18 protein-coding genes and 1 rRNA gene are annotated in these 15705 nt (G+C 60.3%); 12 read left to right on the top strand and 7 right to left on the bottom strand.

Annotated features, from left to right (window positions below; all coding sequences use genetic code 11):
* The first annotated feature begins 170 nt into the window (after positions 1–170).
* The 5 genes from HF027_RS13560 to slyA all read left to right on the top strand — a co-directional run bounded on the left by HF027_RS13560 (position 171) and on the right by slyA (position 4252).
* Positions 171–779, top strand: a complete 609-nt coding sequence (locus tag HF027_RS13560; protein ID WP_136254251.1) for a CBS domain-containing protein — start codon at positions 171–173, stop codon at positions 777–779.
* A gap of 106 nt (positions 780–885) precedes the next feature.
* On the top strand, positions 886–1869 hold the full coding sequence (locus HF027_RS13555; protein WP_168016535.1) for a cation diffusion facilitator family transporter: 984 nt from the start codon (positions 886–888) through the stop codon (positions 1867–1869).
* 66 nt (positions 1870–1935) lie between these two features.
* Entirely contained in the window at positions 1936–2334 is a 399-nt protein-coding gene (gene crcB / locus HF027_RS13550; RefSeq protein WP_168016533.1) for a fluoride efflux transporter CrcB, read from the top strand.
* 197 nt (positions 2335–2531) lie between these two features.
* On the top strand, positions 2532–3722 hold the full coding sequence (locus tag HF027_RS13545) for a DUF5924 family protein (protein WP_168016531.1): 1191 nt from the start codon (positions 2532–2534) through the stop codon (positions 3720–3722).
* 83 nt (positions 3723–3805) lie between these two features.
* Entirely contained in the window at positions 3806–4252 is a 447-nt protein-coding gene (gene slyA / locus HF027_RS13540; protein ID WP_136254247.1) for a transcriptional regulator SlyA, read from the top strand.
* 27 nt (positions 4253–4279) lie between these two features.
* Here the strand turns inward: slyA and HF027_RS13535 are convergent, their stop codons facing one another.
* Complete coding sequence (locus tag HF027_RS13535) at positions 4280–4822, bottom strand: preprotein translocase subunit YajC (RefSeq protein WP_168016529.1); 543 nt, start codon at positions 4820–4822, stop codon at positions 4280–4282.
* A gap of 204 nt (positions 4823–5026) precedes the next feature.
* Between HF027_RS13535 and HF027_RS13530 the strand changes: the two genes are divergently transcribed.
* On the top strand, positions 5027–5479 hold the full coding sequence (locus tag HF027_RS13530) for a universal stress protein (protein WP_168016527.1): 453 nt from the start codon (positions 5027–5029) through the stop codon (positions 5477–5479).
* A gap of 93 nt (positions 5480–5572) precedes the next feature.
* Here the strand turns inward: HF027_RS13530 and HF027_RS13525 are convergent, their stop codons facing one another.
* Positions 5573–7531 (bottom strand): ATP-binding cassette domain-containing protein, encoded by a 1959-nt coding sequence (locus HF027_RS13525; protein ID WP_168016526.1) that lies wholly within the window; start codon positions 7529–7531, stop codon positions 5573–5575.
* A 196-nt stretch (positions 7532–7727) separates the two neighbouring features.
* On the opposite strand from HF027_RS13525, the gene HF027_RS13520 reads away from it, so the two are divergent.
* Together HF027_RS13520 and HF027_RS13515 are read left to right on the top strand one after the other, a co-directional pair.
* Positions 7728–8591: a TatD family hydrolase gene (locus HF027_RS13520; protein WP_245184803.1), complete on the top strand. Its 864-nt coding sequence runs from the start codon at positions 7728–7730 to the stop codon at positions 8589–8591.
* A 1-nt stretch (position 8592) separates the two neighbouring features.
* Complete coding sequence (locus HF027_RS13515) at positions 8593–9120, top strand: hypothetical protein (RefSeq protein ID WP_168016525.1); 528 nt, start codon at positions 8593–8595, stop codon at positions 9118–9120.
* 33 nt (positions 9121–9153) lie between these two features.
* Here the strand turns inward: HF027_RS13515 and HF027_RS13510 are convergent, their stop codons facing one another.
* The gene (locus HF027_RS13510; protein WP_168016524.1) at positions 9154–9720 is read right to left on the bottom strand and encodes an elongation factor P hydroxylase; all 567 of its coding nucleotides are present in this window, start codon (positions 9718–9720) and stop codon (positions 9154–9156) included.
* Positions 9721–9903: 183 nt separating this feature from the next.
* On the opposite strand from HF027_RS13510, the gene HF027_RS13505 reads away from it, so the two are divergent.
* From HF027_RS13505 to HF027_RS13495, 3 genes are all read left to right on the top strand, one after another.
* Positions 9904–11298 (top strand): MATE family efflux transporter, encoded by a 1395-nt coding sequence (locus tag HF027_RS13505; protein ID WP_245184836.1) that lies wholly within the window; start codon positions 9904–9906, stop codon positions 11296–11298.
* An 82-nt stretch (positions 11299–11380) separates the two neighbouring features.
* The gene (locus tag HF027_RS13500) at positions 11381–12388 is read left to right on the top strand and encodes a DUF3080 family protein (protein ID WP_245184802.1); all 1008 of its coding nucleotides are present in this window, start codon (positions 11381–11383) and stop codon (positions 12386–12388) included.
* An 87-nt stretch (positions 12389–12475) separates the two neighbouring features.
* Complete coding sequence (locus HF027_RS13495; protein ID WP_168016521.1) at positions 12476–13162, top strand: hypothetical protein; 687 nt, start codon at positions 12476–12478, stop codon at positions 13160–13162.
* Between the two features lie 39 nt (positions 13163–13201).
* Here the strand turns inward: HF027_RS13495 and tusA are convergent, their stop codons facing one another.
* Positions 13202–13453 (bottom strand): sulfurtransferase TusA, encoded by a 252-nt coding sequence (gene tusA / locus HF027_RS13490; RefSeq protein ID WP_168016520.1) that lies wholly within the window; start codon positions 13451–13453, stop codon positions 13202–13204.
* A gap of 57 nt (positions 13454–13510) precedes the next feature.
* Between tusA and HF027_RS13485 the strand changes: the two genes are divergently transcribed.
* Positions 13511–13795 carry an antibiotic biosynthesis monooxygenase family protein gene (locus HF027_RS13485; RefSeq protein ID WP_168016519.1) on the top strand — a complete coding sequence of 95 codons (285 nt, stop codon included), beginning with the start codon at positions 13511–13513 and terminating at the stop codon, positions 13793–13795.
* A gap of 71 nt (positions 13796–13866) precedes the next feature.
* Here the strand turns inward: HF027_RS13485 and rlmM are convergent, their stop codons facing one another.
* From rlmM to rrf, 3 genes are all read right to left on the bottom strand, one after another.
* Positions 13867–14934, bottom strand: coding sequence for a 23S rRNA (cytidine(2498)-2'-O)-methyltransferase RlmM (gene rlmM / locus HF027_RS13480; RefSeq protein ID WP_168016518.1), 1068 nt, complete (start codon positions 14932–14934; stop codon positions 13867–13869).
* 81 nt (positions 14935–15015) lie between these two features.
* Complete coding sequence (locus HF027_RS13475) at positions 15016–15453, bottom strand: DUF2721 domain-containing protein (protein WP_168016517.1); 438 nt, start codon at positions 15451–15453, stop codon at positions 15016–15018.
* A 157-nt stretch (positions 15454–15610) separates the two neighbouring features.
* Positions 15611–15705: ribosomal RNA gene (rrf, locus tag HF027_RS13470) — 5S ribosomal RNA — on the bottom strand; the annotation flags it as partial.

Raw genomic sequence — 15705 nt, 5'->3', positions numbered from 1 at the left:
CGGCCGTCGTCCAACGGGCAGAGCACAAGGCCGGGACGTCCAACTCCGTCGAGGGTCAATATTGACAGCGGGGCTTAAGAAAGCCTTAAGATAATTATTGTAAGCTTGCTAAATGGATAGCCCCGTTGTTCATTGCCTTGAGCACCGATTTCAAAGAAAGGAGCGCCCTCATGCCGGATATGTCGCACCCAACCCTGTCGCTCGAGTCTCTTGCCGGTGACCTGCCGATTGCCGATCCCGCGGTGCCACTGTCACACCTGACGATTGATAGTCCAGCCAGCTCCCTGCTCACCGACTTCACCCAGGTGCGGGCACGCACGATCGGCACTGAGACACCCGCCGAAGAAGCCCGTCTCATCATGCAGGCCAGCGGCGTGCGTCTACTGCTGGTGGCCGACGCGGATGGACGCTGCCAGGGCATCGTCACCGCCAAGGAACTCTTGGGCGGGCGCCGGACGACCCAGGCCATGCAGACCCACCAGATTGCCCGCGCCGACGTGACCGTGGGCATGGTGCAGTCTTCCTGCTCGACGCTGCATGCGCTGCCGCTGTCACGCCTGTCGCATCTGACTATCGGCAAGCTAGTCCAGGCGCTGCAGGCTCATGGCGACCAGCATTTGCTGATCGTCGACCATGACGAACAGCAGCAGCCCCGGCTGCGCGGCCTGATCTCGGCCTCAGACGCCGGACGTGCCTTAGGCATCGAACTGGGACAACTGCTCAGAGAACCGCATAGCTTCGCCGATATCTGTCGCGTCATGCTCGGTCACGAGCTGTGAAGCGCCGACACTGAAGGGGTTCATAGCCTATTAGACCGTGATAGCCTAATGGACATTGACACATGCTGGCCCCGAGCCGGCATGGCCACACCACACAAGGCGCTTCATGGCACACGATCATGCTCATGGCCATCACCATGGTCATCATCACAGCGATAGCGAAACCCGGCTCCTATGGGCGCTAGTGTTGACTGGCACCTTCATGATCGCCGAAGTGATCGGCGGGATACTCTCGGGCTCGCTGGCACTGTTGGCTGATGCTGCCCATATGCTGACCGACAGTGCCGCTTTGGGGCTGGCATGGTTTGCCGCTCGATTGAGCAAACGCCCCTCTGACGGACGCCGCACCTTTGGCTACCACCGCGTGCAGGTGCTTGCTGCCTTCGTCAACGGCCTGGCGCTGATCGGCCTGGTGATCTGGATCGGGGTAGAGGCCGTCGGCCGGCTGGTCAACCCGGTGGATATTCAGGCCAATACCATGATGCTGGTCGCAGCCCTCGGCTTGGCGGTCAATTTGGTGGTATTCGCCATCCTGCATCTTGGTGATCGCGACAATCTCAATATTCGTGGAGCGGCCCTGCACGTGCTAGGGGATTTGCTCGGCTCCGTGGCCGCCATCATCGCCGGCGCCGTGATCATGGCCACCGGATGGATGCCGATAGATCCCCTCCTGTCGGTGTTGATTGCGGCACTGATACTTCGCAGCGCCTGGACACTAACGCGAGAATCCGCTCATATACTGCTCGAAGGCACACCGGAAGGCCTCGACGTGGACCAGCTCGAGCAGGATATCCCGCATCAGGTCATGGCGATCTCCGAGGTACACCATGTACATGCCTGGTCGCTCACCCCGGCCCGACCGATGGTCTCTCTGCACGCCACCTTGGTTGAGGGCATGGATCGACAGGAGGCCCTGATTGCCATCAAGGCGCGGCTGCATGAGCGCTTCGGTATCAGCCATGCCACCATACAAATCGAGGCACCAGACCACTGCCTGGACGCCCGAGATGCGGATGGCTGCGGAGAGTCGGAAACAGCCGCTCATCAACAGCCAGCCCATTGCCATGCAGACCCTCACACGCACGGGTAACGCAGGCCTGGCTTTACACGCGATGCCACTCAACCGAGCCTCTTAAAACAGTGCACAAGGATTACCATGTGGCTCTCGATTCTCGCCGTTAGCGGCGGTGCGGCACTGGGCGCCAACGCCCGCTGGCTGCTGGGGTTATGGCTTAATCATTATTACCCCGCCCTTCCACTGGGCACCCTGGTGGCCAACACGCTCGGCGGCTATCTGATTGGCCTCTTCGTGGCGTTATTCAGCGAACACCCCCAGCTTTCACCGGAATGGCGACTCTTTCTCGTCACCGGCCTGTTCGGGGCCCTGACCACCTTTTCTTCCTTTACCGCGGAAATACTGGCCAACCTTCAGGCGGGTCGCCCGGGCCTCGCGCTGGCTGGCATCGCCCTTCATCTCGGTGGCTCACTGCTTTTCGCCTGGCTGGGCATGTTGACCGTCACCCTGGCGCGCAATCTGATAGGGGCCATGCCCTGACGCTGGAAACGGACGCCATCAGATCCTCCGCTCCGGCCTGTCGCTTGATTGCGACTCCCGGCACCCGGTTGTGACTGGTAGGATTGCAGCCTTGCTCCAACTGAACCGGTCCCTTTATGAGCTCCGAACGGCCCTCAATGGATAAGCCTTCTACTGGGGCTTCTTCCGAGCCGAATGCATCAGAACCATCACCGCAAATGCCGAACGCCGAGGCCCAAGCGCCTGCCCAACAGCACACGGCAAGCTCACGGCTGGTTGATGTTCAAGCGCGTATCACGGGCCTCAGCCAACGCCTGAGGCCCTATGTCTGGCTATGGCCACCCGTCGCGTTCAGTGCCGGTGTAGCCAGCTTCTTCCTGGTGGATCGCCAGCAATGGCTAGGCGGTGCATTGGCGCTGGCGATGCTGATGGCCTGGCTGCTGCTGCTTTCGGAAAGCCTGATCCAGAGACGACTGGCCAACCACGGTTATCCTCATCTGCCGCGGGGCGTGACGACCTTCATCGCCCAGATGATTCATCAGGAGACGCTGTTCTTCAGCCTGCCCTTCCTGTTGGCGACCACCGTCTGGTCCAGCGGGCAGGCCGTATTCACGGTGCTCTTCATGGGTCTTGCCCTGCTGTCGGTGCTCGACCCACTTTACTTCCGCCTCGCGGAACGGCACCGCTGGTTATATTTCGCCTTCCACGCACTGTGTGTGTTCGTGGTGGTGTTGGTCACGTTGCCGATCATGCTGCATCTGACGACCGGCGAGAGCCTGGCTATCGCACTGGCCGTGATGGTGATATTCGCAGTGCCGAGCCTGGTGAATCTATTACGCCCGAAGCGAGCCAGCAGCTGGATCGCGATGATCGGCCTGGCCATGCTGCTGGCGGGTGCCGGCTGGGCCGTGCGGGGCTGGATTCCCCCGGCCAACCTCTGGTTGACCGGCTACGCCCTGTCACCCGGGTTCGTGGTATCGAACCGGAACCCCAGCGGCGAGATGGCCTTGACCAGCAAGGCGGTGGCATCCCGCGGGCTCTACGCTTACACCGCCATTCGCGCGCCACGCGGCCTGAGTGAGACGGTCTATCACGAATGGCGACATGACGGCGAGCTGATCGATCGAATTCCGCTGGAGATACGAGGCGGACGCGCCCAGGGATATCGAGCCTGGACACATAAACAGAATTTCCCAGCAAATCCCGCAGGCGACTGGCGGGTAGATGTCATGACGCCATCCGGTCAACGGATTGGTGTCGTGCGTTTCACTGTGGGCGAAGCCCCTGATGATGTGCAGGTAGTCGATGGTACTATTCATATACCGCGAGGGTTGCCCGGCCTTGACTGGCGCCAACTGATCCCCGACCAGAAAAGCGACACTGGTGGCACCCTGCTTGAAGACAAGTGATCAATTTTTCACCAGACAAGGGGTTGCATTGCCCAGGGTGAGCTCGGACAATGAAACTATTAGCTGGCGAACATAGGGCTACAATGGAAAAAAATATTGGATTCAAGCTGGCACGCCTGCCAAGACTCTGGCGAGCCATACTCGACCAGCGCCTGGCGCCACTTGGGCTAACACAGACCCGCTGGGTCACTCTTTATCACCTTTGGCGGCTGGGCGATGGACAGCCACAGTGCGATCTGGCCCGGGCAATTGGCGTAGAAGCGCCCTCTTTGGTGCGCACCCTGGATCAGCTTGCCCAACAAGGCCTGATTGAGCGTTGCCCCTGTGATCATGATCGCCGCGCCAAACGTATCTTCCTGACGAAAGATGCCGCCCCTCTCCTCGAGGAGATCGACAGCGTCGTGGAAAAGGCACGGGTCGAGATGCTTGACGGGTTGAGCCATGAGGACATCGAACAATTCGATGCCCTGCTTTCGCGCATCGAAGATAACGGGCTGAGGATTCAGTCTCGGGATGAGGTCACGGCCTAAGCCAGATCTGCCCCCTGGCTGATAGCGTCATCGACGCGCCTGTTCCCGCATTTCACGAACGCCAAGCTTGCGGGGCGCCGGTTCATCCGGTCGCCCGGCAAGATGCTGGTGAAGGTTCGAAAGATTGTCCCGGTGGTGCTCGAAGGCGTCTGCACCGAGCGACTCCCCCCACCACAACGTCAGCGCATCGCGGCTCGACTCAACGACTTGGGCATCCGCCGGCAGTGCACCAAGGGTTGCCTCAAGCATTGCCAGGGCCTCACCAGGTAGAGGCCGAAGCGGCTCAATGCGCCAGCGCCAACCATTCATGAAAGGCTTGAGGGCATCGCTTGCCACCGCCTCACGCACCAGCACGAAGCGTGGCCCGGGGTACTCACCGGGATACATCCAGCGATAGCTCGCCATCTGCCCACCCTCGTGCAGCGGCGAATCGCCCAGCTTTACCTTGACCCCGGCGTTGGTCATTGCCTTCCGCAAGCGGCCCATGCGTTGCTGCTGGGGACTGGGTCGCAACCACATCATTGGTGACAGCATCAGCCCTATCACCAGGGCAATAATCAACCAAACCATGTCTACCTCTATCTATGCAGGACGCGACCGAGCCCGAACGACGAAACGCCGAGCGATAAGATGAAATAACCACCAAAGGGGCATCTCGATCGACCCAAAATGATTCACTTGAATGTGCTAAAAGATTGATATAAATCGTTGTATCGAGCCAGTGCCACGCCTAGAGTTGGGGTAGGCCCATCTACTTTCCACCGGGAGGCTCACATGAGCAACGAGTATCGTCATATCCTGGTCGCCGTTGATCTGACCAAGGATTCTCACAAGGTACTGGAACGAGCGCTGCCGATTGCTGATCGCAACAAGGCCAAGCTATCCATCATGCATACCCTGGAACCGCTGGGCTTTGCCTACGGCGGTGATATTCCGATGGACCTGACCAGTATTCAGGACCAGCTAGACGAACACGCCAAACAGCGCTTGGCCGAAATTGCCGATCCGAAAGAGGTCGCCAAGGCGGACCAGCACGTGGTGGTCGGCATGCCCGACACTGAAATTCATCGCTTTGCCGAGGAGCATGATGTCGACCTCATCGTTGTCGGCTCACACGGTCGTCATGGCTTCGCGCTTCTGCTGGGCTCTACGTCCACTGGCGTCCTGCACGGTGCAAAATGTGATGTGCTGGCAGTGCGCGTTGGCGAAGATGACAGCAAGGAATAACGCCTCAGTGCCGCTTGACTGACACCTGACATCACCTAGATCCACACCCAATAGCGGCGCCCAATCGGGCGCCGCTATTGCGTCAGCCTATGCTCAGGCCTCGCCAGCCGCCATCGCCTCGAGTTCCATCCAACGCTCCATGGCCTCATCAAGCTCACGCTGCTTGGTAGAAAGCGCGTCCAGCGTCGCGGTGACCTGCGCCGCTTCCTGCTGATAAAAGCTCGGATCTCCGGTTCTGGCTTCGAATTCCGCGACCTCGCTCTCCAGGCGTTCGATCAATGCCGGTAGTTGATCCAACTCTCGCTGCACCTTGTAGGAGAGCTTGACCCGCTTGGACTCGGTTGGCGTGGCGTTCGACTCATTGGCGGAGGGCGCCGGCTCGCCACGCGCTGCCTTGGCTTCGCTGGGCGATTCGACCTTCGCCCGGCCCGCCGCATTGGCCGCATCAAAGTCCCATGGCGCGGGAGGCAGTTTGCCGCCCTGGCGCACCCAGTCGCTGTAGCCGCCAACGTACTCGCGCACGATGCCGTCACCTTCGAACGCCAACACGCCGGTCACGACGTTATCCATGAAGGCCCTGTCGTGAGACACGAGCAACAGGGTGCCATCGAAGTCGAGCAATAACTCTTCGAGCAGTTCCAGAGTCTCGACATCCAGGTCGTTGGTCGGCTCATCGAGTACCAGCACGTTAGCCGGCTGGGTGAACAGCTTGGCAAGCAACAGGCGGTTCGATTCGCCGCCCGATAGGGCCTTGACCGGCTGACGGGCACGCTCCGGGGTAAACAGGAAGTCCTGGAGATAGCTGATCACGTGACGATCACGGCCACCGACAGAGACCCTATCGCTGCCCTGAGCCACGTTGTCGTAGACGGTCTTCTCTGGCTCCAGCCCGGCACGCAGCTGGTCAAAGTAGGCCACCTGCATCTTGGTGCCCAGCTTGACCGTGCCTTCCTGGGGCTCGAGTTCACCCAGCAAAATCTTGAGCAGCGTGGTCTTGCCGGCACCGTTACGACCGATCAGGCCGATCCGGTCGCCGCGCTGGATCTCAAGGCTCAGGTCACGAACCACGTAGTCGCTGCCGAAGGCCTGACTGACGCCCTTGAGCTCCACCACCTGCTTACCACTGCGCTCGCCGGTGTCTACCGAGAGATTCGCCTTGCCCTGACGCTCGCGACGCTGGCCGCGCTCTCGGCGCATCTGTTCAAGCGCCCGAACGCGCCCCTCGTTGCGCGTACGGCGCGCCTTGATGCCCTGACGGATCCAGGACTCTTCCTGGGCAAGCTTCTTGTCGAATTCGGCGTTTTCACGAGCCTCGACTTCCAGTTCATGCGTCTTCTGTTCCTGATACTTGGCGTAGTCTCCCGGGTAGCGACCCAGGCGCCCGCGATCCAGCTCGAGAATATTCGTGGCCAGGCGCGACAGGAAGGCGCGGTCATGGGTAATGAACAGCACGGCGCCGTTGAAGGAAGTGAGCTGCTCCTCAAGCCAGGCGATGGTGTCCAGATCCAGGTGGTTGGTGGGCTCGTCGAGCAGCAGGAGATCAGGCTCGGCAACCAGTGCCCTGGCCAGGGCGACACGCCGCCGCCAGCCGCCGGAGAGTGCCTCCATGGCGTCGTCGGCCGGCAGACCCAAGCGAGTCAACACGGTATCGATGCGCTGATGGAAGGACCAGCCGTCGATCGACTCAATCTGAGTCTGCAGACGCTCCATGCGCGCCATATCAGGATCCGGATCCATGATTAGGTGATGATACTCGGCGAGCAGCGAACCGGCTTCTGGCAAGCCCTGGGCAACGACATCGAAGATGGTCTCGCCCGAGGCATTCGGCAGGTCCTGCTCGAGCACGCCGATTTTCAGTCCCGGCGCCCGCCATAGGCTGCCGCCGTCGGCCAACACCTCGCCCGAGATCAGCTTGAGCAGAGTCGACTTACCGGTGCCGTTACGGCCCACCAACGCCAGGCGCTCACCGCGCTCCAGCACCAGATCGGCGCCGTTGAGAAGTACCTGAGGCCCGTAGGCCAGTTGCAGCTGTTCTAGACGTAGCAGGGTCACGCACTTACCTCTTGGTGTTCGTCATTCGGCATGCCGCATAAGCACGCACTAGTATTGCTAGTGTAACGCGGACAGTACCCATTCGTCGGCCCTTGCGTTCCCCTGCCATGAGACTCACCGGCATCCCTTGTCATACGTGACCATGTTGCCACCGGACGGGTATAATGCTTGCCCATTTTTCGATAGGAAATACCTCTTGGCCGACTCCACCGCCACCTTCGACGACGTATTGCCCGAGGCACTGCGCTTTCGCTCCCCGGCCCCGCTGGTGGACATCGGCGCCAACCTGACTCACGACAGCTTCGGTCGCGACCTCGACGCGGTAATTCAACGCGCGCGAGCCGCACATGTCGACACCCTGATTCTCACCGGCACTGACCGCGAGCATGCCGAGCAAGCCGTGGCACTGGCCCGCCAGCATCCCGGACTCTATGCCACTGCCGGCATCCATCCCCACGATGCCAGTAGCTGGACCCCCGAGCTCGCCCGCGCCATGGCAGCGCTGCACCAAGAACCAGAGGTGGTAGCGGTCGGCGAATGCGGCCTCGACTTCAACCGCAACTTCTCTACGCCTGCTGATCAGGAGCGCGCCTTCGAGGCGCAGCTGGGGCTCGCTGCCGAATCCGGCTTGCCGCTTTTCGTCCACGAGCGCGATGCCGGCCGGCGCATGCAGGAGATACTTCATGCCTGGCGTGATGATCTCAGCCAGGTGGTGGTGCACTGCTTCACCGGCGAGCGCGAGACGCTATATGGCTATCGAGACCTGGATCTTCACATCGGCCTCACGGGCTGGCTTTGCGATGAGCGGCGTGGCCATCATCTGCGCGATCTGGTTCGCGAGATTCCGCTCGATCGACTGATGGTCGAGACCGACTGCCCCTATCTCGTGCCGCGCAATCTACCGGCCAAGCTCAAGGGGCGTCGTCACGAGCCGGCTTTGCTGCCGTGGATTGTGCGCGAGATTGCCCACTGGCGCGGCATCGATGAACAAACACTGGCCGAGGCGACGACCGCCACGGCCCGCACCTTCTTCCGACTACCTGCTGACAAGGATTCCTGACATGGCCGATGTTCCGGGCTTTATTGCCGTCGAGACCGGTGAAGAAGGCGGTCTGCCGCTGGCGATCGCCTGGTCACTGAGCGACGGACGTATCAAACACACCCTGATCCAGCCCGATAGCGACTGGCTTGATGACGACATGGTCGCGCTTGGCGACTATAGCCAGGAGGAGCTTGAGAGCCTGGGGGTCAGTGCACTTGATGTGATCCGCGAACTCGAGACCGATCATTTCAATGCCACGCTGTACACGGCAGGTGTCAGCGATGACGAAGCGGCGCTGTCGCGGCTGTTCGAGACCTTTGGCCTCGACCCCTTCGTCGAGATGGCCCCCGCCGAATCGCTCTATCCCGACCTCTCCCCCGGAGAATGGCCCCGGGAACGCGGCATGCTGTTTGCCGAACAGGGCCTGGAGCCCATGCGCCCTGAGCAGGAGGTCGAGGTCATGCTGATGCTGCATCGTCGACTCATGCTGGGCGATGACACCGCCTTCGGCCACGACGGCAGCCACGATATCGACCTGGAGGACTGAGCCCGCCTCCCGGCCAGCACCATGGCGCGACCCTCAGGCCGGGGCAGGCTCAAGGGCTGCGCCGAGCCGACGTCGCCCACTGGCGATCGCCAACGTCAGCGGCTGGCCCTCGAGGTAGAAGGCGGCCAGGGCATCGCGAAAGGCTCGGGCACGCCGAGGCAACCCCTCGGCGTCGACCCGGGCCGCCCGCGCCTCGACACGCGCGCGGAACCCCTCCCGGTCGACCGTCACTTCCCCCAGATTGTCGACGCTGACGTTGAAGGGCAGTCCACAGGCCCGCGAGAACAAAAGTTCCAGCGCCTGGGGCGCCACTTCCACCGCCTCGAAGGCTTGCTGCTGCGCGGCATCGCGGCCGTCCGGCAGGTACCAGTAGCCATAGTCCTCAAGCTTGCGGCGCCGTGCACCCGCAATGCACCAGTGGCTAACCTCGTGAAGCACGCTTGCAAAGAAGCCACGCGCGAAGATCACGCGATGATGATCGCAGTCGGCATCCGCAGGCAGGTAAAGCGGCTCATCGCCGCCACGCACCAGGCGGGTCTGGTAGCTGGGGTAAAAGAGGCCATCGAACAGGGCGATGACATCCTCTAGGCGATGGGGCACAGCAACTCCGGTTGGCGAAACGACGAAGCGCAGTATAAGGGCCTGGTGGCCAAGCGAAAACCACTGCCGATTGCTAGACTACGGCTCCGCCCCAGGAAGGGCCCAACAGCCATGATTGAAAAGGAGTTGTCGTTGTCCTCTCCCACCTCGCTATCCCGGTGGTACACACAGACACGCCTGTTGATGGGCCTGGCCTTGCCGATCTGTGGTGCGCAACTCGCCCAGGCCGGCATGAGCACCGTCGATGTGATCATGACCGGCCGGCTCAGTGCGACAGACCTGGCCGCCGTCTCGGTGGGCTCGAGCCTGTGGCTGCCGCTGATGCTGTTCATGGCCGGCACCTTGATGGGGCTGACGCCTATCGTCGCGCAGCTGCTTGGTGCAGAACGCACCGAGACCATCCGTTCCCGTGTCCATCAGGGGCTGTGGGTCGCGCTGGCGATGGGACTGATCGTTGCCGTATTGCTGCATCAGGCCGTGATGCCGGTCTTCCAGTGGATGAACGTGCCTCCGGCGGTCGCCGACCGCTCCTCGGCCTATCTGGCTGCCGTGGCCTTCGGCATGCCCGGCTCGGCACTTTTCATGGCGCTGCGGGCCTTCTCCGATGGCATGAATCATACCCGGCCGGCACTTTGGTTCAGCCTGCTGGGGCTCGCCGTCAACATTCCCTTCAATTATGTGCTGATCCACGGGGGACCGGGGCTGGTCGGGCTGTTTGGTGACCACCTGCCGACGCCCCTCGAGAACCTCCCGGCGCTGGGTGCGTTGGGCTGCGGTATCGCCACGGCGATCTCAATGTGGGCCATGACATTGGCCATGCTGCTCTACACCCGTCAGAGTCGCGCCTATGGATCGGTGGGGCTGTGGCAGTCGCTGGCACGGCCGCGTCTCGACCAGATCCGTGAACTGCTGGTCGTCGGCGTTCCAATCGGGGTGTCGATCTTCGTCGAGGTGACACTCTTCACCTTGATCGCACTGTTCATCGCCAGTCTCGGTGAAGTCATCGTTTCGGCTCATCAGATAGCCCTCAACGTCACCTCGCTGCTGTTCATGCTGCCGCTGTCACTGGGCATGGCGCTGACGGTACGCGTCGGCAATACCCTGGGGGCCGGCCACCTGACCACGGCCCGCTTCGTGGCCTGGCACGGCATCGCCCTGAGCCTCGTGATCGCCCTGTTCAACGACCTGATCCTGTGGTTCGCCGCCCGCCCCGTGCTGGCCCTGTACACTCACAACCCTGAGGTGCAGCGCGTTGCCCTGTCGCTTATCGGCCTGGCAATGATCTATCAGATTTCCGACTCCCTGCAGGTGAACATGGCCGGCGCACTGCGAGGCTACAAGGACACTCGCATCATCATGATCATCACGCTGATCGCCTATTGGCTGGTCGGGCTTGGTGGGGGACATTTGCTGGGTATTGGGGCACTGCCCGGTCTTGAAACCCCGCTCGGCGTTCATGGCTACTGGATCGGCCTGGTGGCTGGCCTGACGGTAGCGGCAGTACTACTGGGCTTGAGACTCCAGACAATCAGCAAGGCGGTAAGCAATGGAGCGCGCACGATTCAGTCAAGCGAGTGACCACAGAGAAAGACGTAAAGCATGGGGCTTCAGCAAGAAGCATGTAACCTGCCCTTTCATATGGCTCGGACTATTGGTTGCTTTGGGGCTTTCGCTCACCGGCTGCGAGCGTGGCAAGGAGACTGATGCACTCTTCACAACATACCAGCAACGTCTCGCGGCCGCTCTGGACGCTACCCCACCGACGCCGGGCACTCCCAACAACATTCCAGCTTTTCCCGACGCTGATGATCGCCTGTTCGAGATTCCCGACATCAGAGAGGGCATGCTCGATATCTATGCGCTTCGTGAGTGCCGAATAGGCGTGCTGGTCGCCAACCGTAATAACCAACTTGGCAAGGTAGCTGCCCCCAGCCAACGCTGGCTATATGAGCTCAAGCTATGGCGTCGCCTCGAGGCCTGCGCTCATTCGGACGTGGCGCAGCAGTTGGATGACGAAGACCGCCAGCGCCTGGAACGACTGACCCGCACCAAGGCCGAGCGGATGCCGATGGCAAGCTGGAATGCCCTCTTCTCATCTGAGGAGTGGGTCGGCAGCTTTTCCCGAGCGAGTGGCCCACTGCCTCCGGATTCGCTCACCATCCCCACTGAAGCCCTGGCGGCACTGCGCTACCTGCGCACCATGACCACCCGGCAGCTCGATACTGACTGGCAACCCGATTCCACCATTCTTGAGCAACACCTAAAGACATTGCGCGAGGCCCCTCTGACTGCTCAGGTATTACGCAGCCTGCAGCTGGCAAGCCTGCGACTCGAAGAAGCCAATCGCCTGTATGCTACCGCTGAGGCAACAACCTCTTGCCCACTGGTAGACGTCGGCCGCCTGGATACCGTCAAAGACTATGTCGAAAATGAGCTAAGCCCTTACCTGGAAGGGTTGAACCGGCTGGCCGGCACCTGGCTAGGTGCCGTAGAGGCCCTACTCAACGCACAGCAGGTGGCCCGCGAAGCGATCACTGAATACCGCCATAGGTGGCTGTCATTGAACAACCCCACAGCTCCCTGGCAACGCTATCTCAACGCCCGGGATACCCATCGTCAGCACTGGTTACGCCTATTACGCCTCTGCAGCAATGAAAAGACGACATAGGGAAGGCTTAACTTTCATACACCGATTGTGCTAATAGTAAAGCTAGGCCAGTTAAATGCCGTGATGACGCGCTTAAGGAGGGTTGTGATGGGAATTCCGATGTCCCGCCCCGCTCAGGTCATCGACCTGGATACCATGCGAAAGCGGCAACGCGCCAAAAAACGGCTAGTCCGGTTATCTCCGGAGCTGGATGGGTTGGAAATGCTCTACCAACTGGCTTCTGACCCGGATACGTTTTACAGCATGCCGCTTCTTGCTTGGGGCATGCGCGAGGATGGGGAAGTCGTCGGCCTGGTGCCATGGATGGAGGCCCTGACGCCCTGCCACCAGCTGGATGATCCTCAATGCGGTAATTTCGTAGGGTACCGAGACCCGGAAACCGATGAGGTCTTCCAAAGTGCCCCTGACCACAAGGTTTACGAACTGGAGCATGCCGCTGCCTATTTCGACTACGAGGAAACATTCGAGTCGACCTTGATCCAGCAGCTTCCGGACACCCTAGGCACTCACGCCCTGTGCATGGATGGCGAAGATGAGCCCTGGCAACTCAAGCAGGTATTTGGCTGGCGGCTCTACAACAGTGGCGAAATCGAAGCCTTGCTAGTAGACGAGCATCTCATAGAGTCGACCCCAGTGGTGGCGGGAGACGCCTGCCTGTATGCCGGCCATAGCCGCCACCAAGTGGTGTACTTCTTCCAGAGGGTTATCGCCAACCGGATCAAGCAAGAAGATCCAGCGACCCTGGAGGCACTGGCATTGATGGTGAGTCATTGATCGCCAATGAGGCGGATAGCGACGAGTTAAACTTGACTATCAGCCGAGGCGAATCAGATATAGATACGTCTGTTCGCTCTCGTGCTGATAGATAAGCTCGTGGCCCAGAAAACTGCAGAACTTCGGGATGTCCCGGGTCGTTGCCGGATCGGTGGCGATCACCTTGAGAATCTCGCCCTGACTCATGTCACGCACCTTGTTGTGCATCATCATGATAGGCTCTGGGCAATAAAGGCCACTGGTGTCCATTTCAACGGTGTGATCAGGCAGGTTGTCAGGGTAATCGGGCATTGGCTACTCACTTGGGGGCCAGGTGAAAGATTACGTTGAAGGAGATGGATCAGTACCATGATAAAAGTACTCATCAGGCGCCGCATCATGCCTGGACTCGAGGAAGAATACGACCTGGCGGCGCGCAGTGCCATGCGAGCGTCAATCAACGCCAACGGGTTCATTGCCGGCGAAAGCCTGTGCGAACGACATTATCCCGAGCGACGCCTTCTGATTACTCAATGGCGTGATCTCGCCGCCTGGAAAACGTGGTACCGGAGTACCGAACGCGAGCAGGTCATGCAACACGTCTTGCCCCTGCTTGTCGAGGACGAAGAGATCAGTCTCTTTGAGCACTGCTGAATATTGCTACTCTAGATCACCATTCCAAGGATGGGCTCTCTTGGGGCCCATCACCGTCATTGTACGCCTGCTTAGTGCTTCAGGCGTACATGGACGGTAACCTCTTCTCGGTCATGATATAAATGGTGACAGCGGATATCGGCTGCTACACCGGCCTGCCTGAGCTGTTCGTCCAGTCGTGACAGACACCGTGAAACCTCGGCCCAGCGCTGTTTCATCGGTAGCTTGAGATTGAAGACTGCCTCGCGACACCAACGTTTGACCAGCCAGCGCTCCACCATCTGTATCACACGAATCGGCTTGTCGACGATATCGCAGACCAGCCAGTCAAGGCGATTGGGGGGTGTCCAGGTAAAGCCGTCTTCGCGAAGGTGATCGACTTGTCCGGTCGCCATCAGCCCCTTGTCCATCGGGCCGTTATCGATCGCATAGACGTACATACCCTGCTGCACCAGCTGCCAGGTCCAGCCACCGGGCGCCGCGCCGAGGTCGGCGGCCTGCATTCCCTCCCCTAGCCGTGTTTGCCATTCCTCTCGCGGAACAAAGACATGCCAAGCTTCCTCAAGCTTGAGGGTCGAACGGCTTGGCGCATCCTTGGGAGAACGCAGCCGCAGGATACCGCCCAGCCGCTCGCTGCGATTGCCGGGAAAGCTCATGCCTATCTGCACACTATCGCCCGCTGTCCAATAGAGATGCAGGCGCCGACCACCAGCCTTGCGCCGCAGTGCCCCCCGCTTCTTCAAGATGGACTCGAGAGGCCGCGTAAGCGCCTTGATCAAGCCGCTCAGCGCCTTGCCGTCATTGGTGTCCGGGGTCTCCTGCCAAAGGCTCTCGAAGCTCCACCCACTGGCTACCACCTGCTCGATGATAGGCGTCAGGCGATCGTCTCGGGACAGACCATCGAGGGCAGGAAGAGCAATCAAACTCTGGCGAGCAAACACCAGGGACTCAAGAGGCAGTTCTCGATGCAACGTATTAGCCGGTTCGTCCCCGGTGAGCATGAAGCGCACGAACCCGCTGTTCGGCGTTGCCTGAGGGTAACCTGACCAGCCCATGTGAGCGGTCTTGTCGGCAACCTCGGCGCTGAGATCATTCTCGAAGCCCGGACGGCAATAGAGCAGCAACTGCTGGGAAATCATGTGGCCTCCTGTGAAGGGGCGCTAGTCTAGCCGTCGTCTGCTTCTGCCACAAGCTGATCACCCGACCTGAGATCCCCCACATCAACGACTAGCGGCACTCGACTCCTTGTCGCTCAGACGCGATTTATTACGCTCCAGGGCCTCAATGTCCTGCAACTGCACGTTGAGAGCGTTGGTTGAAATCATCACTTCCCAGAGCGAGAAGACCAACGATACCGATAGACTGATCAGGCTGATGCCGAACAGCACCATGCCGAACAGCTCAAGAGACAAGAAGAGCGCAAACATCGAAAGCGTACACAGCAAGAAGCTGAACACCCCCGCCATCTGCATGCGTTTGGTCAGGGTGATGCGTTGACGCAACAACAGAATTTGCCGCGCTGCCACGTCATGATGCGAATTTCGCTCCTGTTCTGCCAGCTTACGAATCAGCTGGGCCAGGCTCAGGAAACGATTCGTATAAGCGAGCAGCAACAGGGAGATAGCGGGAAACAGTAAGGCCGGAGTGGTCAACGTCAAGGTACTCTCCAAATGCGATTCTTACCAAATTCGGGTCCTTGGCCACAGGAGGCGCACAAGGCTTTAGACTTTGGTCGCATTATACGCGAGTTAGAGATTTATTTGTCGACATAAAAAAACCCCGGCCTGTAAGGGCCGGGGTTTCTTCAGTGTAAGTGCCTGACGATGACCTACTCTCGCATGGAGAGACTCCACACTACCATCGGCGCTAAGCGGTTTCACTTCCGAGTTCGGCATGGGATCGGGTGGTTC

This window comes from Halomonas salinarum (assembly GCF_012062845.1).
Classification (GTDB): Bacteria; Pseudomonadota; Gammaproteobacteria; order Pseudomonadales; family Halomonadaceae; genus Onishia; species Onishia salinarum.
The sequence above is the reverse complement of the archived record's forward strand: the minus strand, read 5'-3'. Positions and strand labels throughout refer to the sequence as shown.